This is a genomic window from Salinarimonas chemoclinalis, assembly GCF_041514305.1.
Lineage (GTDB): Bacteria > Pseudomonadota > Alphaproteobacteria > Rhizobiales > Beijerinckiaceae > Salinarimonas > Salinarimonas chemoclinalis.
Map to the genome: position 1 here is coordinate 1 of NZ_JBGMWH010000013.1, position 19,144 is coordinate 19,144.

Genomic DNA, 19,144 nt, shown 5'->3' on the forward strand with positions numbered 1-19,144 from the left:
ACCTCACATCGACGACGATCCCGTTCGCGGCGCGCCGATCGGGGCTAATCCGCCCCGCAACGGGATCTCGACTCCGCGGAATGCGTGACGATCGACGCGGGATCGTGCCGGACCACCGACCACCGGGGGTCCGCTGCATCTGTCGCGCACCTGCCGCGCTCCTGTGCGAGGGCCCGTGATCGGCGATCCTCCGCCGTGAGGCGCGCGTTGACACCGCTCGCACGCCGTTGATACGTTGGAACGATCTAACGTATCGACGGGGTCGAAGCGATGCCGGACGACGAGGGTCTCGCGGCGCGGGTTGCCGCGCTGGAGGCCGCCTTCACCCGCCTGCGCGGCGGATCCGACGGGCCGCTCGCCGCTCTGCGCGAGGAGTCGCCCGAGGGAGGCGCGGTGCGGTTCGAGGGGAGCGTCGACCTGCCGGGGTCCTCGCGCGTCGACTGGCGGATGAGCCATCCCGCCCGCGGGCTGCTCGCGGCCGACTGGTCCGACGTCGCGCCCGCCCTGGCCGCGCTGGGCCATCCGGTGCGGCTCCACCTCCTGCGGGCGGTTCTCGACGGCACGTGCGAGACGGCCACGCTGTCGCGGACTCTCGGCGAGGGCACGACCGGGCAGCTGCATCATCACCTGCGCGAACTCACGGCGACCGGCTGGTTGCGCAGCGAGCGCCGCGGGCGCTATGCGGTGCCTCCCGACCGTGTGGTGCCCCTTCTCGTGGCCGTGGCGGCGGCGGGCGGTCCGGCGACCGGGCGCGAGGAATGAGCGCGCCGGATCGCTTCGCCTGCACCGTCACGCTGCGCTTCGATCCGTGGGGTCTCGCGGCCGACGACGCGCTCGACGTATTGCTGCCGCTACCCGCCGACGACGGGTATCAGCGCGTGCTGCACCTGGACGCGCCCCCCGGGCGCGACATCGCGGACGCGCACGGCCGGCGGCGCCTGATCCGGCTGGAGCGCGGACGCGTCGCCAGCGTCACGGCGCGGATCGAGACCCGGCGCATCGTCGCGGGCGCCCATCTCGACCTGCCGCCGCCCGGTCCCGCCGACCTCGATGCCGCGCCGCTGATCGTGCCCGACGACGCCGTGCGCACGCTCGCCGCGCGGAGCACGGCGGGCGTGGACGAACCCGGTGCGCGGATCGCCGAACTCGCCCGCGCGGCGGCCGCGGCGCTGCGCTACCGCTACCCCCGCGAGGGACGCGGGGCGGCGCTGTCCCTGGACCGAGGCTGGGGCGATTGCGGCGAGTACGCCTTCGTCTTCGTGGCCCTGTGCCGCGTCCTGGGGATCCCCGCACGACCCGTCTTCGGGCTGATCACCGCACCCTGGATGGCCACCCCGCACGCCTGGGCGGAGGCCTGGGACGGCGTCGGCTGGCAGCCGGTGGACCCGAACCTCGTGCGTGAGGGGGCCTATCTCGGCCCGATACTCGACACCGGCACGCGAGCGCAGGACCACGTCGGTGCGCTCGATCCCTACCGCCTGGTGCTCTCGCGCCATACCGGCCTGCCATGGCCGGGGGATGGGGAGGGGGTAGCCGCTACAGCGGGGCGCGGGCCGACCGCTGCGCTGGACGGTCTCGGGCGGGTCACCTTCTGGCACGAGGCCCCACGCTGGGGGGGCAGGCCCGTCGTGCCCTTCCTGCAGATGCCGTGGACCGTGATCCGGCGCCCCGCGACCGCCGGCGCCTGGTCGCTGCCGCGCCGCGCGAGCCCGTGGCGCTTCGCCGTGCGGCGGCCCTCGCGCCGCCTGCCGCGCGATCCGCTCGCCCTGGCCGACCTCGTGGCCCTGCATCCGGCGAAGGGCATGGCGGTCACCGCGGCGGCGACCCTGGCGCTCCACCTCGCGCCGGCGCCGGCCCCGCTCGAGAGCGGCGCGATCTGGCTCTGGCTCGGCCTGCTCCTGATCGGGACGCTGCGCCAGCTCCGCCTGGTCCGCCTGCGGTCGGCCACGTGGATGCGGGTCGCGGCCGCGCTCCGGGCCCGGCGACGACCATCGCGACCGCGAGATCCCGGGCGTGTGCGCGAGGATCCGTGAGCCTCCTCGGGACGGGCGGAGAGATCGCCCGGACCCGCGGGTCCACCCCCGGGGTTGTCGTGCGCGACGACGGCGACCAAGCTGAAGGGCGCATCTCGAACCGGAGCCCGTCATGTCCCAGCCCACCGAGCCGCGCGACCCGCCCCCGCGGCCCCTCGCCGTCGCCGAGGAGGCCGAGGGGGTCGCCCGCGCCGTCGCCGAGCGTCTCGCGCGCCAGCCCGGCGTGCGCGCCGTGGCGCTGGGCGGCTCGCGGGCGTCGGGGCGGGGGGAGTCGCTCGCGGACGCGCTCTCCGATCTCGATCTCTACGTCTACGCCGACCCCCGCCCGGACGTCGCCGCCCGCCGCGCGCTCGTGGTCGAGCGCGCGGTGGCGGGTACGGAGGAGATCGACAACCGCTACTTCGAGCCCGGCGACGAGTGGCTCGATCGGGCGGGGATCGGCCTCGACGTCATGTACCGCGATCCCGCCTGGATCGAGGACCGCGTGGCCGCCGCGATGGAACGGGCGGAGCCGAGCCTCGGCTGGTCCACCTGCCTCGTCTACAACGTCGCGCACGCGCGGCCGCTGGTGGACCCCGACGGCTGGTTCGCGGACCTCCGGGCGCGGGCGTGCGCGCCCTATCCGGAGGCGCTGGCGCGGGCGATCTGCGCGCACAACGCGCCGATGCTGCGCGGCGCGCGCTGCTCCTTCCTGGAGCAGCTGACGCTCGCGGGAGCCCGGGGAGACGCGGTGGCGAGCAACCACCGCGCCGCCGCGTTCCTGGCCTCGTGGTTCGACATGCTCTTCGCCGCCAATCTCAGGCTCCATCCCGGCGAGAAGCGGCTCGCGGCGCACGTTCGGGCCATGGGTCTGGAGTTGCCCGGCGGCTGGGAAGCGGCGCTCGAGGCGTTCCTGGCGGCCTCGCCCGGCGATCGGCCGGAGCTCGCCCACCGCCTCGCCGACGGGATCGAGGCGCTGGTCGAGACCCGCCTGCCCGGGGCGCTGTCCCGGGACTTCCACCCGAAGTAGAATTCTGCGATCGTTCGAGCATGTCTCTCCGGGCGGGGGTGTATCGATGGCGACGGTCCGGATCGAGCCGGGGGAGGGGACCCTCATCGAGGCCATCGAGGCCGGCGTCCGGTCGCGGCTCGGCGATGTCGCGCTCCAGACGGACTTCCGTCGTGGCGAAGAGGGCGCTGCCGATGCGAGCGTGCTCGTCAAGGCGCGGCTCGAGCGGCAGGTGGGCGCCGCGCTCCTCGCCGACTTCCAGGCCTGCCCCGCCGTCGAGTCGGTCCGGCTGGCGAAACAGAAGCTGTCGCTGCGCTTCACGGATTCCTTCGTCGCCGCGCTCGTCGAAAGCCGGGCGCGGGGCCACGGCGGGGGCGGCCCGGGACGCGGAAGCCATGCCGGGCGCCGAATCCTCGTCGATTTCTGTGATCCCAACGCCAACAAGGCGCTGCACGTCGGGCACCTGCGCAACGTGGCGCTCGGCGGGGCCTTGGCCGCGTCCTGGCGCGCGCTCGGGGCGCAGGTCACCACCCAGAGCGTCCTGTGCGACATCGGCCGCAGCGTCGCCGAGGCGCTCGCCGGTCTGCGGGCGGCGGGGGCGGAGGCGGTGCTCGCGTCCCCCGAGCCGCTGTCACCGCGGCTCGGGGCGCTCTACGCGGCCTATGTCGGAGAGGCGGCGGTGCCGGTGGCGGCGGGTGCCGCGGCGGACGCACCGATCGCCCGCGAGATCGCCCGGCACGGCGACGCCGCCGACATCGTCCTCGATCGCTGGCGCGCCAGCGACCCGGAGATCGTCGCGCTCTGGCGGGCGACGATCGCGCGCGTTCGCGACGAGCAGGCCGCGACCCTGGCCCGGCTCGGTATCGTGCTCGACCGGATCGTGCGCGAGTCGGATGCCGTCATCGGCGCGTCGGTCCTCGCGGAGGCCCTCGTCGCGCGCGGCCTCGCCTTCCGCGACGGGGACGGCGCGGTCGTCCTCGACACCGGACGACCGGACTACGCGCGCTGCCCGCTGACGCGTTCGGACGGCTTCGCGACCGAGCACCTGCGCGCCCTCGTGCTCTGGGACGGTCTGCGCGACGCGCTCGCCGGGACGGACGAGGTCTTCCACGTGATGGGGCAGGAATGGCGCACCAGCACCGAGATCCGCCTGGAGGTGCTGGAGCGCCTGCGCGAGACCGGCTTCCCCGCACGCTACCGGATGCTGACGCACCGGATGGTGCGTGTCGGCGGCTCGGACATGAAGTCGAGCGCGGGCAACGCGATCCTGCTCGACGACCTGTGCGACCGCCTCGACGCGCGCCTGCGCGCCCGTCACCACTTCGGTGACCCGGACGAGGCGGCCTCGATGCTGCGCACCGGCGTCCTCGCGCCGATGCTGGTGGTCGATCCGGAGGAGACGCTCGACGTCACGCTGGACACGCTGTGCGACGAGCGCGAAAATCCGGGCCTGCGCATCGCGCGCGCCCTCGCCGCGACGCGCGCGGCCGAGGCCGAGGCGCGGCCGACGCCGCGTACGCGCGTCCTCGCCTTCCAGGGCGAGCGGCTCGCGCGCATGGTCGAGACCGCGGGGACGAAGGCGGAACCGGCGCTCGTCGCCCGACATCTGGTGCGCCTCGCCGACGAGCGCCTCGCGCGCGACGGCGAGGATGCGTGGGACGGCGACGCACTCCTGCGGGTGCTGCTGCGCGACGGGCTGACGTCGCTCGGCTGGCAGGCGTGACGCGGAAAGCCGCGGAGGGCGAGCCTCCGCGGCCGATCCAGGGCATCTTCGGTCCAGGGCATCAGGTCCAGGGCATCGGACTTGGGGTAGGCTCGGCCGTCGGCCGACCTCGGCGACTCCCGCGCTCAGCGCGCTGGAACCGCGTCGAGGCCCGCCAACGCGCGAGACACGACTGGAGCCGCGTCCGCGATTGGAGCCGCATCCACGGAGAGTGGAACGGCCGCTGGGACACCGACGTCGTCGAGCTCGCTCAGTGGCACCATGCGCGGTGGAGCCGCGAGGCGTGGCGCACCGACCGCTGGCACGCCGAGGCGTGGAGCGCCGAGCGATGGAGCCGCACTCGCGGGGGCCGCGAGTGGAAGCCCAGCCGCTGGCACCGCGCGGGCGGCCATTGGCGCCGCGGTCACGGAGAGACGCGCGCTCGTGCGAGCGAGCGATGCGCGGATCTCACGAACCGCTGGAGCCTTGTCGAAAGCTGGAACGTTTGCCATGCATAATCACCTCCTTCCCTATCCCGAGTTGGATAGCTCGTGGCCTCGACGGCGTCGTGCGCCGGAGGCGATCCTGGCGTGCGTGTGGCGCATCTGACGGGATTCGAACCCGCACCTTCCAGCTCCCAAAGCTGGCGCTCTCGAGCCGTAGTGGTCCCCCGTTCCGCGCGCGGCCCGTCTTCGCATGACGATGCCCTGGGAAATCATGCTCCACGTGCCGCGCCTTCCAGGCTTTCCGTTCCAGCCGTCATCCGGTTGAGCTACAGATGCAAACGTGTTCCTCCGCTTCGTCGTCAGAGGGGTCTTCGGGCGACGAGCACGACGTTCTCGCGCCCGTCGAGACGGATGTAGCCGGGCGTGCCGCGGCGATGGAAGAACCGCGCCTCCTCGACGACGAGGCCCACGGCCCGCGCCGACCGGACGAGGACGTCGGGATCCAGGAGGTGCAGGAATCGCGGCAGTTCCGACATCGTCGGATCGTCCGAATACGCCCGCAAGTCGGCGCATTCGCCGGGCCAGCGTACGCCCTCGGCGATGGCCGCCTCGTAGGCGGGCACGAAGCCGCGGATGTTGCCGGCGTAGGGTGAGCCCGACATCGACAGGAACACGCCGCCCGGCGCGAGCCACGACGCGATCGCCGCGAAGCCGCGCTCGATCTCCTCCCCCGTCAGGAAGTTCAGGAGGTTCGAGGCGTGGATCGCGTCGAACGTGCCGGGGTCGTAGGGCAGCGCGTCGGGGAAGCGGCCGGCCACGATCACGAGCCGATCCCGCTCCGCCTCGGGCGCGCGCTCGAGCACGATCCGCAGGTGCTCCGGATCGACGTCGTTGGCGTGGACGACCGCCCCGGCCTCGAGCGCGGCCAGGGCGGCGACGCCCATGGCGCAGCCGATGTCGAGCACCGGTCGCGTGGCGGTGCGTGCGACCTCGACGAAGCGCTCGTTGATCTCCGTGAGCGCCGTCGTCGTGCGCCCGAGCCTGTTGAGCGTCGGCACGCTCGCCGCATCGACGTCCGCCGCCGCCCCGGTGCTCGCCGGCTCGCTCATCGCGCCACCTCCGCGGCGAACGCGCGGTAGCGCGCCTGCAGATCCGCTGCCACCAGGTCGACTTCGTCGACGTGCATCTCCCGGCAATGGTAGCCGAAGGTCTCGGTCATCACCGCCATCTCCGGTTCGGCGAAGACGATCGTCCCGTCCGCGCGGATATCCTCGATGCCCTCGACGACCGCGCCCGCACGATTGACGGCGATCGCGGTCTCCTCGTCGAAGGCCCCGGCGCAATCGAGCACGACCCGGCCGGCACCGACCCGAGCGGGATAGCCCCCGGGGAGGCCGAGCGGACCGGGGACGTGGAGCGCTCGCGTCTCCCGCTCGTCGAGGAGCGCCGCCGCCACCGCCGCGACACCGGACGCGGCTACGATCTGCCCGGTGACTCCGCGCACGCGTCGGTACGGCCCGATGACGCTCGCGAACAGCGCCGCGTGGTCGACCTCGCCGGAGACCTCGCGACCGTTGTGCAGGACGCTGAGCGCATAGGGGGCGGGGTCCGGCGAGCCGGCGCTCGAGATCGCGTTGCAGGCCACGTGATGCGCGGCGAAGCGCAGGCCGAGGCTCTCGCGCGCGACGCCGAGCATCGCCGCACAGGAGCGCTGGAGCGTCGGCACGAGGTTCGCGACGTTGCCGCCGCCGACGAGCGGCGCGAGGCCGACGGTGGCGAGCGCGGGGTTCACGCCGTCGGGGAACGAGGCGTTGACCACCGGCGTGCGCGTCCCAGCCGCCGCGACCGCGCGCATCACCGCGCGCGCAGTCGCGAGGTGGTTGGGCAGCCACGGCCCGATCCGCGCCCGCTCGAGGCGCGAATGCACCTCCTTCGGCAGCATCGAGATCGCCCAGAAGGTCTGCAGGCTGGTGGCGTTGACGATCAGGTCCGGACCGGTCTCGGCGATCAGGGCGGCCGTCGCGTCGAGATTGGTGACGTCGAGGACCCGCGGCTCGAGCCGCGGGTCGAATCCGAGGTTGAGCGCGACCGTGATCGCGAGGTTCGCCCGCTCGCGCAGCCGCGCCCCGTCGCGCGCCGCCAGCACGACCTCGAACCGATCGTCCATGCGTGTGAGCAGGTCGGCCACGGCGCCGCCGATGACGCCGGCGCCCAGTACGAGGATCTTCCGGCGCGGCGGGTTCACCATGCGAGACCTCCCAGCGCCATGTCCGGGCGGACGTCGTGACGGGAGCACAGGCGCCGGAGGGCGTCGGCGCAGACCGGTCCGCCGATCTCGGGATGGAGTTCGGCGCCGTGGATCCCCGTCGCGGTGACGAGGAGGGTGCGCGCTCCGAGCGCGGCGGCTCCCGCGACGTCGGTCGCGAGCGAATCCCCGACGACGAGGACCTTCTCGGGATCGAGGGCACGCCGGCCGAGCGCCGCCGCGGCCTGCGCGGCGGCCTTCGCGAAGATCGCCCGATGCGGCTTTCCGAAGACGTGCGCCTCCCCGCCGAGCACGTGGTAGTGCGGGGCGAGCGCCCCGACCGCGGCGTGCAGGCGATCACCCAGGCGCACCTGCGCATCCGCGTTGGAGACGAGGAACGGAAGGCCGCGCGCCGCCGCCCGGCGCAGGGTGGCGAGGTCGCTCTCCGCAACCCGCTCGTCCTCGAGGACCCCGACGCCGAGGAGCACGTCGGCGTCGTCCACGTCGTCCACGACGACGAGCCCGGCCTCGCGCGCCCAATGCCCGCCGGGCTGCATGCCCAGGACGTGCACGCGATCGCCGAAGACGCGATCGCCGATGCGCCGCGCGCCCGCGCAGGCGTAGGCGAGATCCCCGCCCGTGACGATGCTCGCCCACAGGTCGTCCGGAAACCCCAGCGCGGACAGCGTCACGGCGAGGTCGCGCCCGCGGCGGGAGGTATTGGAGACGAGGACGACCGGCCGCCCGCTGCCGGAGAGCCGCACCAGCGCCGCGACGGCCTGCTCGAACGGGCGCGTGCCGTCGGTGAGAACGCCCCAGACATCCATCAGCACGGCCTCGCATCCCGAGACGGCCTCCTCGAGGCCGCGCACCACGTGCGCGCCGTCCGGCCGAACGGTCCGTTGCGACGCCACTGGCGCACGGTGGAGCGCGCGCCGCATCGCCGGCTCGACGCGTCGGGTCAGGGCCTCCGCGATCATCGCTCGCCCCTCGGCGAAACCCTCCTCGTAGGCCGCCGCGTGCGCCGGCGACCATCGGCCGTCCCAGGCGGCCTCGACGGCGACGGAGGCGGGATAGGTGAGGCGGGTCCCGACCGACGCCACGTTGACCCGCAGGTGGAAGCCGCCGAAGCCGTGCGACTGGGCGGGCGAGAAGGCGACCTTGCTCTCGTCGAGGAACCAGCGCGTCAGGTCGGCGCTGTCGGCGAAGGCGAGGCCGCCGGCGCGCGCCGCCTCGGCGAAGCCGCCGAAGTCGAGCAGGAGCGAATGGCCCGCCTGCGGCCGGTGCGCGACGCGCACGAGCGGCGCATTGCGCCCGGTCTCCGCGCGCAGCCGCGCGTCGAGATCGACGATCGTCTCGGCGATCAGGTCGAGCCGTTCGCGCACCTCCTGCACGTTCCGGCGCGTATAGTCCGCGGGCGCCCGCAGCGCCTCGAGCGCGGCCACCTTCGCGAGGTGCGGGATCGTGGCCGAGCCGGCGGTGACGAAGTCGCGCAGGGGGCCGATCAGCTCCTGCGCGCCGCAGCCCCAGCCGATGCGCATGTTCGCGAGCCCGTGCAGCTTGCTCGCGCCGGCGACGGTCAGCACCCGCTCTCCCGCAGCGGTCGCCGCGAGCCGTGCCGAGCGGGCGGACTCGTCGAACTCGCAATTGGCGAAGAGCGCATCCTCTATGGCCCACATCCCGCGGCGCGCCACGACCGCGGCGATCGCCTCGATCTCCTCGCGCCCGCACAGGGCGCCGGTCATGGTCGGATTGAACAGGAGGAGCACCGGTGGGCGCCGGCACGGGCGCGCCGCGAGCGCCGCCTCGAGACGCGCGGCGCTCGGGCGATGGCCCTCCTCCGCGGAGGTGGGAACCACCCGGAAGTCGAGGTTGCGGTACGCGCACCACGCCGCGAGCGGGTGATAGAAGCCGGAGAACGTGACGACGGTGTCGCCCGGCTCCGTCATCAGGTCCAGCGCGGCGATGATGAGGCGTGTGGTGCCGGCGTCGACGACGACGTTCGCCGCCGCCGTTCTCGGGACGCCGGCGGAAACCATCTCGTCGCCGATCGCCGCTTCCAGCGCGGGGAAGCGGCGCAGGAACATGTAGTTCTCGAGCGGCGCCGCGTCGGGGTCGTGCAGGGCCCGTGCGATCGCAGCGAGCGCTTCCGGATAGGCGCGTCGCACGCCCTCGCCATGTGCGAAGGAGACGACGTCGGCGTCGAACATGGTGGAGCGCGGACGCGACCCGGGGTCGTCGTCGCCGAGCAGGGCCCGACGCGCGCGCTGCAACGCGAAGTACGCTTCGCTCGCGCGGGGCGTTCGAAGCCGTCCTGCCTCGACCCGTTGCTCTGCCATGGATCGCCTCCGCTGAACAGAGCCGCTGGGACGGCACCCATAACAACGGAGAAACACGAAATACACAAGTGGAAAATGCAACGCTCGAAAAACGCTGTTCCACTCCCGCGTGTGCCGACGCGACCGACGCGGACGATGCGCGAGCAGGCGGTCGCCGGCGCCGGCCGAAGATCAGAACGCCGGCCCGGGGCGCATCCCGAGGCGACGCATGACGATGGCCGCCGGGCAGAAGCCGGTGAAGGCCGACTGGATCAGGTTCGCGCCGACGAAGGCCGTGAGCCAGACGAAGTGCGGCGACACCGTCGCTGTGAGCACGAGCGAGACGAGGATCAGGAAGCCGGCGAAGGCGAGGACGGCGCGGTCGAGGGTCATGGCGGGTCTCCCATAGATGAGAAAATTAGTATAGACTAACTTATGGGGACTGCAAGCCCCGCGAGGCTCCGTGCGATCCCCGATGCGGCGCGAGCCGGCGGCGGCGCCGACGCGGCTCCTCGGCTTTCTCCGCTTCGGCGCGCCCATGCTCGGCGGCAGGCGTGTCGCGGACCGCCCGGGAACACGCGCGCACGCGCGGCCGCCGTGAGCGCGCGAGCCGCCGCACGCCCGACCGGGGCCCGCCGAAGAAAAAGCGGCGCGACCTCTCGCGAGGCCGCGCCGTCGAGTCGGGGTCTCGATCCTCTGGAGATCGATATCCGAGATATGGTGCGCGCCGCGTGCAGCGCCAGGAGCCGCCGGCCGGGGTCAGTCGAGGAAGAACGTCCTCGCGAGGCAGGCGTCGCGCACGAGCGCCGTCATCGCGGCCGCGTCGAGCGTGCCCGGGTCGAAGGGCGGGCGGGTGGTGCGGCGGGCGAGAAGCTCCTCGATCTCGTCCTCGTCCTCGAGCATGGCGAGGCGCACCGGCGGCAGCGCGTGGGCCTCGACGGGACCCAATGCGACGAGGGTCACCGCGTGGTGGCGCGGATCGACGAGCAGGCGGCGAAGGAGCTCCCCCACCGCCTCGGATTCGCCTTCGAGCGCCTGCATGAAGACACCGCGGTAGAGCACGAGCCCGCCGCGCAGGCCGCGCGCCTCGTTGTGGCGTCGGCTCGTCGCCACGAGGCGCGCGCGCGCATCCGCATCGACGCCGGCCGCCATGCGGCTGTGATAGAGAAGACGCGTGAGGCCGCTCTCGATCATGAGCGCGCCGTCAGGGGAACGACGTTCGCCGGGCCGGAGGCGGCGGCATTCGGCAACCGAAGAGCAAGTCCGTCATCCTTCGACGAAGATCGTCGTGAGGGTGCGAGCGCGCCGGCCCGGCCTTCCGAACACGCGCGGACTGCGCATGACGGGGCGGCGGAGTGCGGTGCTCGGTATTCATCTATTTGAATTACCCTGCGGAAGGTAGAGCCGTTGTAACGGCCGCCCTCCTAAGCGCCGCTTAACGCCCGATCATCCCGCCTTGGCGCGGCTCTCCGAGGACTCGCGCCGGGGCAGGAGCGTGTCGAGTTCCGCACGGATCGCGGCGCGGCACTCGCAGGCACGCGCCTCGAGGCCGGCGGCGTCCTCCACCCAGATGCGCCCGTGACGATAGGCGATCAGGCCCTCGTTCTTGAGCGTGCGCGCGGCCGCGGTCACACTGGTCCGGCGAACGCCCAGCGTGTCGGCGATCTGCTCCTGCGTCAGCGCGAAACGCTTCGCGCTGCTCGCATCCGAGCAGGCGAGGAGCCGGCGGGCGAAGCGCTGCTCGAGGCCGTGCTTGGCGTTGCAGGCGACGCTCTGGAGGAGCTTGCTCGTGGTCACCATGTTCGCCCGCACCGCCATGTCGCGGATCGCGGCGCTCTCCTCGCAGGCGGCGAGCAGGTCCGATGTCGGGATGGCGAAGCCGTCGCCCTCGACGTGCATGATCGCCTGGCGCAGCGAGCGCGGCGCACCGACCCCGCCCATGAGGCCCACCGCGCTGTCCGGACCGATGGTGAGGCTCTCGATCGAGGCGCCGTCCTCCATCACGGTGACGTAAGACACCAATCCTGATTCTAGGAAAACGATCCGGGAAATTGGTGCGTCCACCTCCATGAGGACGTCGCCGATCTCGAACGAGACGGGTGTGAGGCGGCGCTCGAGGCGCTGGAGGTCGGCGTCCGGAAGGAAAGCCAAGCAACGATTCTTGTAAGTTCTCCGCGCCATGTCCGCTCCCGCCTTCACTCGTTTTCGAGCCGTTGTGTCGTGCCGTGATAGACGTTAGCTCGGCGCGACGCAAATCGGTTCGGCGTTCTACGCGACTTACTCAAGGTAAGGCAGGGTGCGTGATTCCGCGCGGTTTCGCGTCGGGTTCCCAACATAGGAGCACGCTTGCCGGTGGGCGCGAAGGACGGTCGAATCCTCGACACCGTAGAGCGGCGTTCGAGACGCTGCAACCAATCGCAGATTTAAACCAGGAGCCACGTGTAGAGCCGGCTAAATATAATGCTCATCCGCAATCCTGCGGAGCCGACGCCGCCGACGGACGTCGCTAACCTGCGAATCGTCGACGCGATGGGCCGGAGAGGCTCGTCGTTCCTTGCTCGGCACGCAAGGCACGGCACGCAAGGCACGGCACGCACGGTACGGCACCACGCACGGCAGGGGAGGAGCGGCCTTGGACGACGGCGGCACGGGCGCGGCGGGACGTCCGGCGGCGCGGCCGCCGTGCGCGGACGCGGGCGGGCCGCCGCGGCGCGACCTGTGCACCGATTGCGGGATCTCGCGAAGCTCGGACCCGAAGCGGTGCGGGCGTGCCTGCCAGTTCATCGCCCCCGACTACGAGCGGCTGGAGGCGCGCGTGCACGGGCGTGCCCGCGACCCCGGGCGCCCGGACGAACTGCATTTCGGCCCCTTCCGCCGCATGCTGCGCGCCGCCCTGCGCGCGCCGCGCGACGGCGCTCAGTGGACCGGGATCACGACCCGCATCGCCGAGCGTCTGCTCGAGACCGGCGCGGTCGAGGCCGTCCTCACCATGGCGCCGGATCCCGACGACCGCTGGCGCCCGGTGCCGGTGCTCGTCACGAACGCCGCCGATCTCGCGGGCTGCCGCGGCATGCGCATGGGCTACGCGCCGCTGCTCTCGCTGCTCGAGCCGGCGCGGGAGCGCGGCATCTCGCGCCTCGCCGTGATCGGCATCCCATGCCAGGTCTACGCCCTGCGCGCGCTCGAGGCCGAGCTCGGGTTCGAGCGGATCTTCGTCGTCGGCACGCCCTGCTCGGACAACACCACGACCGAGCGCTTCCACGAGTTCCTCGCGCTCCTCGACGAGGCGCCGCAGACCATCTCTTATCTCGAGTTCCGGGCGGACTACCGCGTCGAGATCCGTCACGACGACGGGCGCGTGCGCACGGTGCCGTTCCTGAAGCTGCCGATCTCCAAGCTGCCGGCGGACTTCTTCCCGCTCACCTGCCGCACCTGCGTCGACTACACGAACGTGCTCGCGGACCTCACCGTCGGGTACATGGGCGGCGAGGGGCGGCAATGGCTGATCGTCCGCAACGTGCGTGGAGAGGAACTGGTCGCGCTGCTCGGCGAGGAGGTCGTGCTCGAGGCCTGCGGCACGAAGGGCGCGCGCGCGGGTGCGGTGAAGGGCTTCGTCGCCAACGTCGCGCGCGCCGCGGGCGGTCTGCCGCTGCGCGCCATGCCGGATTGGGCGCGCCCGATCGTGGCCTGGCTGCAGCCGCGCATCGGGCCGCGCGGCCTGGAGTTCGCCCGTGCCCGCGTCGAGATGAAGGCTGCCGAGACCGTCCTCCACCTGCGCCGCGCCCGCCCGCGGCGCATGCGCACGATGATCCCGGCTCACGTCTGGCGCCTCGTCGCGCCCTACGGCCTCGCGCCGGAGCCCGGCGAGGGGGCGCGGGAGGGCGCTCCGGAGGATGCGCAGGCCTGCGTGGGGGACCGCGTCCGCGACGACGCCCGCGGGTAAGGTGCACGTCGTGCTTGTTTGACAAGGTACTTTCGAGCATCCGAAAGTGGAATCCGTCGCCGTCCGGGGCCCGCGCATCCGCCCAGAGGAGCGCCGGTAGCGGCAGCTTTCTTCCCGTCTAGAGCGCGTCGAGAGAATGCTCGGACGTCCGGTTGCTCAATCGAAAGCGATGCAATATCGATTGAGTCAAGAAAGGTTGCCGGTGCGACTCGAACGAGGCGGCCGCAACTCGGGGGCGATACGCCTGTTCGTCGATGGCCCCGAGGCCGAGCGGCGGTGGCGCGACGTCGGGGTTCAGGAGCGGTGCGGACATGAGCGAAGACAGCACGACCGTCGACTACGTGGCGGTGACGGCCGAGGTGGTGGCGTCCTACGTGGCCAACAATTCCCTCCCGGCACACGATCTGCCGGGCCTCATCGAGCAGGTGCACGCCGCCGTGGCCGGGCTCGGACGCCCGCGCGAGGCCGCGCGCGGCGAGCCGCTCAGGCCCGCGGTCCCGATCCGCCGGTCGGTGACGCCGGACTTCATCGTCTGCCTCGAGGACGGCAAGACGTTCAAGTCGCTCAAGCGGCACCTGCGCACCCGCTACGGCCTGACGCCGGACGAGTACCGCGAGAAGTGGGGGCTGCCGGACGATTATCCGATGGTGGCACCGAACTACGCCCGCGCGCGCTCCGATCTCGCCAAGGAGATGGGGCTCGGCCAGCAGCGCCGTCGCCGGCGTCCGCCGCCGCGCTGAGGGGCGCGGGGGGGGTGGCGCGGGGGGCGTGCCGCTGGGGGCGTGCCGCGGGGATCCCCGACGTCCCGCCACCGCGAGCGCGAGCGCGCCATCGCCGCGCGGCGCGCGATCTCGAGTCGGGTGATCGTGAATTTTGTTCCCTTCTCGTTCCAGCAACCTCGTTGACATCTCCACCGAAAAATGCACCCTTGGCTCGCTGCGAGAGCGAGGAGCGGTGACCGATGGATCGGCGATCTGTGATGGAACGAAACACGAACAAGACGGAGCCCGGCGCGTCCGGATCGTCCACGGCGCGCCGGGCGCGCGCGACCGCGGCGCAGCGGGAGGCGGGGGCGGGATCGACGCGGCTCGCGCGCGGGGCGGTTCGGTTGCTCGAGGCCCTCGCCGCGCCGGAGGCGAGCGGCCTTCCCGACCCGATCGACGGGGCCCGCGTCCTGGTGCGCGGCGCCGCCGATCGGCGTGGTGTGTCTCTGAGCGCCGGCGCGTTCGCGCGCGCCGACGCCGATCGCCTCGTCGCCGCCGACCTCGCGCGCTGGTCGCGTGCCGGCCGGGCGCATCGGCTCCAGGCGACGGAGGCCGGCCGCGCCCGGCTGCGGCGCGAGGCGGATCCGGCCCAGCCGTTCGCCGCGCAGCATCGCGCCGGCGCGGTCGCCGCGCGGCCCGATCCCTCGGACGGCACGCCCCGGCGCGTCGCGATCAACAATGCCGAGAGCCCGCTCGCCTGGCTGGCGAGCCGTCGCAACCGCGACGGCACGCCCTTCCTCTCGCCGCAGGCGGTGGAGGCCGGGGAGCGGCTGCGGCGCGACATCACCATGGCCGGCATCATGCCGGGCGTGACGGTGGACTGGTCGCGCTTCGGCGGCGGCGGTTCGGGCAGGGGGCGCGCGCCCGGCGAGCGCCAGACGATGACGGAGGCCCTCGTCGCCGCCCGCCAGCGCCTCGCCGGGGCCGCGGACGCGCTCGGGGGCGAGGACCTCGACCTGCTCGTCGACGTGTGCGGGTTCCTCAAGGGGCTCGCGACGATCGAGCGCGAGCGCGGCTGGCCCGCGCGCTCCGCGAAGATGCTCGTCGCCCGCGCGCTCGATCGCCTGGCGCGGCACTACGGGCTCGCGGCGGAGGCCCGCGGGCCGGCGCGCGCCGCCGGCATCGGCGTGTGGCGGGCGTGAGCGGCCTCGCGGGCCCGGGATCAGCCGCGGCGGAACGCCTCGTTCGCCTCGAGCGCGTCCGCGTCGCGGCCCGCGGTGGCGACGGCGCGCACCTCGCCGTCCTCGACGAGGCGCGCCGTGGCGTCCCGCGCCGCGGGGTCTCCCTCGACGCGGACCTCGTCGGGGGCGCCGGCGTGGCCGACGTAGCGCACGGAGAGGTCGTACTGCTTCGTCCAGAAGAAGGGCGGGTCGTCGTAGGCGGCGACGCGGCCCATCATGGCGAGCGCCGCCGTCCGGCCCTGTCGCTGGGCGACGACCCAGTGCTCGACGCGGATCGGCGCGGCGCCCTGGGGATCGGGGAAGCGGGCGATGTCGCCCGCGGCCCAGATCGAGGGGTCGCTCGTGCACATCGCCGCGTCGACCCGCACGCCGTCGGCGACCTCGAGGCCGGCGTCCTCGGCGAGGCCGGTCCGCGGGGAGACGCCGATCCCCACGAGGACGAGATCGGCCGGCAGCCGCGTCCCGTCGTCGAGCACGGCCTCGCCGTCCGCGAAGGCCGCGAGCGTGCGCCCGAGCCGGAAGGCGACGCCGTTCTCCTCGTGGAGCGCGCGCAGCATGTCGGAGAAGGCCTCGCCGAACACCGACGCCATCGGCTTCTCCTGCGGCGCCACCACCGTGACGGCGCAGCCGCGCGTCGCCAACGCCGCCGCCGCTTCCATGCCGATGAAGCTCGCCCCCGTCACCACGACGCGCGCGCCGTCGCGAAGCCGCGCGACGATGGCGCGCGCGTCGTCGAGGGAGCGCAGCACCCGCACCGCCTCGTGGTCCGCGCCGGGCATGTCCGGCACCGTCGGCTCGCCGCCGGTGGCCAGCAGCAGCTTGTCGTAGGGCACCGCGCCGCCGTCGGCGAGGCGCACCTCCCGTGCGTCGCGGTCGATCGAAGCGACCCGCGTCGAGAGGCGTACGGCAACGCCGTCGAGCCCGTCCTCACCGGAGATGCCGAGCTCGTCCTCGTTCTTCGCACCCTGCAGGAAGGCCTTGGAAAGCATGGTGCGATCGTAGGGAGGGTGGGCATCGTCGCAGAGCATCGTCACGCTCCCCCGAAAGCCCTCGCGGCGCAGCAGATCCGCGGCGGCGAACCCGGCCGCGCCGCCGCCGACGATGACGATCCGCTCGGCGGCGGTGCCGTCCGCGGGGTCGGTGGCGAGCCCCTTGCCGGGGTCGGGCGCGATCCGCGCGCCGACGAGGACGCGTTGCGCCTCGATCCGCGTCTCGAAGCGTGGCAACGCGTCGAAGGCGGGCGCCTCGAGGGCGCGTCCGGTGCGCAGCGAAAAGCAGGCGTGGTGCCAGGGACATCGCACCGTGTCGTCCACGACGAGCCCCTCGCCGAGGGGACCGCCGAGATGCGTGCAGCGCGCCCCGACGGCGAGGAACTCGGATCCGCGCCGCGCCAGCAGCACGCGCTCGCCCCGGACCTCGCCGACGAGTGCGGCGCCGTCGGGAATGTCGGCGAGCGGCACGCCGGCCTCGAGGTCGACCGCGCGCGGTCGGGTGCCGTGGCTGTCCGTCATGCGTCTTCTCCTGCTGCTTCGAGGGCCCGGGCGCGGAGCCCGGGCGGGGGAGCGTCCCCGTCTCAACGCGCCGGGCGGCGGAAAGGAGCCGCGTCGACCGTGCCGCGCTTGCGACGCCGGTGCGCCCGGCGTAGCGTTCCGGCATCATGGCGGGGCGTCGACTCGGGGGCGCTTCCGCGAGACATCGGCGGGGTCGCCCGCCGCAGGAGGATCATGCGACTGGCGATCATCGGCGCGACGCGGGGCATCGGCAAGGCGCTCTCGGAGCAGGCCCGCGCCGCGGGGCACCACGTGGTGGCGGTCGGGCGCTCGCTCGGCCCCGCCGCGAGCGCGAACCTCACGCACGTGCGCGGCTCGATCCTCGACGACGGGGTGGCCGAGGAGGCGCTCGAGCGGGCGGACGCGGTCGCGTATTGCCTGGGCGCCGGCAGCTACGGGCCGGACGTGGGAAAGCCGGTCGACATCTTCTCGCGGACGACGCGGCGGCTGCTCGACGCCATGCGCGCCACGGGCGTGATGCGCATCGGCGTGATCACCGGCGTCGGCTCGGGGGACAGCCGCGGGCGGGGCGGTCTCCTCTACGACAAGGTCGCGATGCCGCTGGCGCTCGGCGCGATCTACGCGGACAAGACCCGCCAGGAGGAAATGCTGCGCGCGGGCGACCGGGACTGGACGATCATCCGCCCGGTCGTGCTCACGCACGGACCCTACACGGGCACGTATCGCGTGATCGAGGACCTCGCCGAGCTGCGTGGCGGCACGGTGAGCCGTGCCGATTGCGCCGACTGCCTCCTGAAGGCCCTCACGGAGCACCGCTGGTCGCGCCGCGCGGTGGCGATCGTCGGAGGCGACGCGGCATGAGTCTCGCCATCCGGCCCGCGCGCCCGGGGGAGGCGCGGCTCGTCCACGCCTTCGTCCGCGAACTCGCGCTCTACGAGCGGCTGGAGCACGAGATGGACGCCACCGAGGCCATGCTCGACGACGCCCTGTTCGGCGAGCGCCCGCGCGTGTTCTGCGACATCGCGGAATGGGACGGGGAGCCCGTCGGCTTCGCGCTGTGGTTCTACAACTTCTCCACCTTCCGCGGCCGCCACGGGATCTACCTCGAGGACCTCTTCGTGCGCGAGAGCGCCCGCGGGCGCGGCATCGGCAAGGCGCTGCTCGCGCGCCTCGCCGCCCGCTGCCGCGCGGAGGGCTTGACGCGGCTCGAATGGTGGGTGCTCGACTGGAACGCCCCGTCGATCGCCTTCTACCGGTCGCTCGGCGCGGTGCCGATGGACGAATGGACCGTGATGCGGGTGACGGGCGACGCGCTCGAGGCGCTGGCGCGCGTCACGTCGGGGGAGGCGGCGTCGTGAGGCCGATCGTCCTCGTCGCCGCCGTCGCACGCAACGGCGTGATCGGCCGGGAGAACCAGCTCGCCTGGCGCCTGCGCAGCGACCTGCGGCGCTTCCGCGCGCTCACCATGGGCAAGCCGCTGATCATGGGCCGCAAGACCTTCTTGTCGATCGGCGAGCCGCTGCCGGGCCGCGAGACGGTGGTGCTCACCCGCGACCGCGGCTTCGCCCATCCCGGCGTGCACACGGCGCAGAGCTTCGACACGGCGATGGCCATGGCCGACACGATCGCCTCGCGCGTGGGCGCGAGCGAGATCGTGGTCGCCGGCGGCGCCGAGGTCTACGCGCTCGCGCTGCCCTACGCGACGAAATTGTATCTGACGCGGGTCGAGGCGGAGCCCGAGGGCGACGCCGTCTTCCCCGGATACGACGCCGAGGCCTTCCGGGAGGTGCGACACGAGGCCCACCCCGCCGGCCCGGAGGACGAACATGCCTTCGCTTTCATTGATTTAGAACGCCGTGCGGCGCTCGTTTCCGGTTGACTTCGCGGCCGCGAGAACCCACGTGAGGCGGGGTACGAGGCTTGGCGTTCGCAAAGTCCCGGAAGGGGCTGCGGATCGGGTCCCCGACGGGGGCTCGGAACCGGATTTACACGTCGAACCTGTTATTCATCGTT

Annotated in this window: 17 protein-coding genes; 10 read left to right on the forward strand and 7 right to left on the reverse strand. The window is 73.2% G+C overall.

The window, feature by feature from the left end; all coding sequences use genetic code 11:
• The first annotated feature begins 270 nt into the window (after window positions 1-270).
• The 4 genes from AB9M23_RS17030 to argS all read left to right on the forward strand — a co-directional run bounded on the left by AB9M23_RS17030 (window position 271) and on the right by argS (window position 4,744).
• The gene (locus AB9M23_RS17030) at window positions 271-762 is read left to right on the forward strand and encodes an ArsR/SmtB family transcription factor (RefSeq protein ID WP_372425772.1); all 492 of its coding nucleotides are present in this window, start codon (window positions 271-273) and stop codon (window positions 760-762) included.
• Window positions 759-2,033 carry a transglutaminase domain-containing protein gene (locus tag AB9M23_RS17035; protein ID WP_372425773.1) on the forward strand — a complete coding sequence of 425 codons (1,275 nt, stop codon included), beginning with the start codon at window positions 759-761 and terminating at the stop codon, window positions 2,031-2,033. The genes AB9M23_RS17030 and AB9M23_RS17035 overlap by 4 nt, the downstream gene beginning before the upstream one ends.
• Before the next feature lie 112 nt (window positions 2,034-2,145).
• Window positions 2,146-3,042: a nucleotidyltransferase domain-containing protein gene (locus AB9M23_RS17040; RefSeq protein ID WP_372425774.1), complete on the forward strand. Its 897-nt coding sequence runs from the start codon at window positions 2,146-2,148 to the stop codon at window positions 3,040-3,042.
• Window positions 3,043-3,088: 46 nt separating this feature from the next.
• A complete protein-coding gene (gene argS, locus AB9M23_RS17045) occupies window positions 3,089-4,744 on the forward strand; it encodes an arginine--tRNA ligase domain-containing protein (RefSeq protein ID WP_372425775.1) in 1,656 nt (551 codons plus the stop codon).
• A 784-nt stretch (window positions 4,745-5,528) separates the two neighbouring features.
• On the opposite strand, the gene AB9M23_RS17050 is transcribed toward argS, so the two are convergent.
• The 6 genes from AB9M23_RS17050 to AB9M23_RS17075 all read right to left on the reverse strand — a co-directional run bounded on the left by AB9M23_RS17050 (window position 5,529) and on the right by AB9M23_RS17075 (window position 11,883).
• A complete protein-coding gene (locus tag AB9M23_RS17050) occupies window positions 5,529-6,278 on the reverse strand; it encodes a class I SAM-dependent methyltransferase (RefSeq protein ID WP_372425776.1) in 750 nt (249 codons plus the stop codon).
• Window positions 6,275-7,417 (reverse strand): saccharopine dehydrogenase NADP-binding domain-containing protein, encoded by a 1,143-nt coding sequence (locus AB9M23_RS17055; protein ID WP_372425777.1) that lies wholly within the window; start codon window positions 7,415-7,417, stop codon window positions 6,275-6,277. The genes AB9M23_RS17050 and AB9M23_RS17055 overlap by 4 nt, the downstream gene beginning before the upstream one ends.
• Window positions 7,411-9,753 (reverse strand): TIGR01459 family HAD-type hydrolase, encoded by a 2,343-nt coding sequence (locus AB9M23_RS17060; RefSeq protein ID WP_372425778.1) that lies wholly within the window; start codon window positions 9,751-9,753, stop codon window positions 7,411-7,413. Before AB9M23_RS17060 ends, AB9M23_RS17055 begins: the two co-directional genes overlap by 7 nt.
• 171 nt (window positions 9,754-9,924) lie before the next feature.
• Window positions 9,925-10,125: a YgaP family membrane protein gene (locus AB9M23_RS17065; protein ID WP_372425779.1), complete on the reverse strand. Its 201-nt coding sequence runs from the start codon at window positions 10,123-10,125 to the stop codon at window positions 9,925-9,927.
• A 366-nt stretch (window positions 10,126-10,491) separates the two neighbouring features.
• The gene (locus AB9M23_RS17070; RefSeq protein ID WP_372425780.1) at window positions 10,492-10,926 is read right to left on the reverse strand and encodes a BLUF domain-containing protein; all 435 of its coding nucleotides are present in this window, start codon (window positions 10,924-10,926) and stop codon (window positions 10,492-10,494) included.
• A gap of 252 nt (window positions 10,927-11,178) precedes the next feature.
• The gene (locus tag AB9M23_RS17075; protein WP_372425781.1) at window positions 11,179-11,883 is read right to left on the reverse strand and encodes a Crp/Fnr family transcriptional regulator; all 705 of its coding nucleotides are present in this window, start codon (window positions 11,881-11,883) and stop codon (window positions 11,179-11,181) included.
• Between the two features lie 481 nt (window positions 11,884-12,364).
• Between AB9M23_RS17075 and AB9M23_RS17080 the strand changes: the two genes are divergently transcribed.
• The 3 genes from AB9M23_RS17080 (at window position 12,365) to AB9M23_RS17090 (ending at window position 15,581) form a co-directional block, all read left to right on the forward strand.
• Window positions 12,365-13,675: a Coenzyme F420 hydrogenase/dehydrogenase, beta subunit C-terminal domain gene (locus AB9M23_RS17080; RefSeq protein WP_372425782.1), complete on the forward strand. Its 1,311-nt coding sequence runs from the start codon at window positions 12,365-12,367 to the stop codon at window positions 13,673-13,675.
• A 311-nt stretch (window positions 13,676-13,986) separates the two neighbouring features.
• A complete protein-coding gene (locus AB9M23_RS17085; RefSeq protein WP_372425783.1) occupies window positions 13,987-14,415 on the forward strand; it encodes a Ros/MucR family transcriptional regulator in 429 nt (142 codons plus the stop codon).
• 221 nt (window positions 14,416-14,636) lie between these two features.
• Window positions 14,637-15,581 (forward strand): DUF6456 domain-containing protein, encoded by a 945-nt coding sequence (locus AB9M23_RS17090; RefSeq protein ID WP_372425784.1) that lies wholly within the window; start codon window positions 14,637-14,639, stop codon window positions 15,579-15,581.
• A 20-nt stretch (window positions 15,582-15,601) separates the two neighbouring features.
• On the opposite strand, the gene AB9M23_RS17095 is transcribed toward AB9M23_RS17090, so the two are convergent.
• On the reverse strand, window positions 15,602-17,131 hold the full coding sequence (locus AB9M23_RS17095) for an FAD-dependent oxidoreductase (protein WP_372425785.1): 1,530 nt from the start codon (window positions 17,129-17,131) through the stop codon (window positions 15,602-15,604).
• Between the two features lie 213 nt (window positions 17,132-17,344).
• Here AB9M23_RS17095 and AB9M23_RS17100 point away from each other — a divergent pair, with 213 nt between their 5' ends.
• Genes AB9M23_RS17100 through AB9M23_RS17110 form a run of 3 tightly spaced genes read left to right on the forward strand, consistent with a single transcriptional unit; the run spans window position 17,345 to window position 19,010 of the window.
• Window positions 17,345-17,992: an NAD(P)-dependent oxidoreductase gene (locus AB9M23_RS17100; protein WP_372425786.1), complete on the forward strand. Its 648-nt coding sequence runs from the start codon at window positions 17,345-17,347 to the stop codon at window positions 17,990-17,992.
• Entirely contained in the window at window positions 17,989-18,489 is a 501-nt protein-coding gene (locus AB9M23_RS17105) for a GNAT family N-acetyltransferase (RefSeq protein ID WP_372425787.1), read from the forward strand. The genes AB9M23_RS17100 and AB9M23_RS17105 overlap by 4 nt, the downstream gene beginning before the upstream one ends.
• Window positions 18,486-19,010: a dihydrofolate reductase gene (locus tag AB9M23_RS17110; RefSeq protein WP_372425788.1), complete on the forward strand. Its 525-nt coding sequence runs from the start codon at window positions 18,486-18,488 to the stop codon at window positions 19,008-19,010. The genes AB9M23_RS17105 and AB9M23_RS17110 overlap by 4 nt, the downstream gene beginning before the upstream one ends.
• Window positions 19,011-19,144 lie beyond the last annotated feature (134 nt).

What these genes read in the sequence shown, in the direction of transcription:
- AB9M23_RS17070 (WP_372425780.1), bottom strand. Translation starts at nt 10,926, where the DNA reads ATGATCGAGAGCGGCCTCACGCGTCTTCTCTATCACAGCCGCATGGCG.
- AB9M23_RS17105 (WP_372425787.1), top strand. Translation starts at nt 17,989, where the DNA reads ATGAGTCTCGCCATCCGGCCCGCGCGCCCGGGGGAGGCGCGGCTCGTC.
- AB9M23_RS17050 (WP_372425776.1), bottom strand. Translation starts at nt 6,278, where the DNA reads ATGAGCGAGCCGGCGAGCACCGGGGCGGCGGCGGACGTCGATGCGGCG.
- AB9M23_RS17090 (WP_372425784.1), top strand. Translation starts at nt 14,637, where the DNA reads ATGGATCGGCGATCTGTGATGGAACGAAACACGAACAAGACGGAGCCC.
- AB9M23_RS17095 (WP_372425785.1), bottom strand. Translation starts at nt 17,131, where the DNA reads ATGACGGACAGCCACGGCACCCGACCGCGCGCGGTCGACCTCGAGGCC.
- AB9M23_RS17035 (WP_372425773.1), top strand. Translation starts at nt 759, where the DNA reads ATGAGCGCGCCGGATCGCTTCGCCTGCACCGTCACGCTGCGCTTCGAT.
- AB9M23_RS17055 (WP_372425777.1), bottom strand. Translation starts at nt 7,417, where the DNA reads ATGGTGAACCCGCCGCGCCGGAAGATCCTCGTACTGGGCGCCGGCGTC.
- argS (WP_372425775.1), top strand. Translation starts at nt 3,089, where the DNA reads ATGGCGACGGTCCGGATCGAGCCGGGGGAGGGGACCCTCATCGAGGCC.
- AB9M23_RS17030 (WP_372425772.1), top strand. Translation starts at nt 271, where the DNA reads ATGCCGGACGACGAGGGTCTCGCGGCGCGGGTTGCCGCGCTGGAGGCC.
- AB9M23_RS17065 (WP_372425779.1), bottom strand. Translation starts at nt 10,125, where the DNA reads ATGACCCTCGACCGCGCCGTCCTCGCCTTCGCCGGCTTCCTGATCCTC.
- AB9M23_RS17100 (WP_372425786.1), top strand. Translation starts at nt 17,345, where the DNA reads ATGCGACTGGCGATCATCGGCGCGACGCGGGGCATCGGCAAGGCGCTC.
- AB9M23_RS17085 (WP_372425783.1), top strand. Translation starts at nt 13,987, where the DNA reads ATGAGCGAAGACAGCACGACCGTCGACTACGTGGCGGTGACGGCCGAG.
- AB9M23_RS17060 (WP_372425778.1), bottom strand. Translation starts at nt 9,753, where the DNA reads ATGGCAGAGCAACGGGTCGAGGCAGGACGGCTTCGAACGCCCCGCGCG.
- AB9M23_RS17040 (WP_372425774.1), top strand. Translation starts at nt 2,146, where the DNA reads ATGTCCCAGCCCACCGAGCCGCGCGACCCGCCCCCGCGGCCCCTCGCC.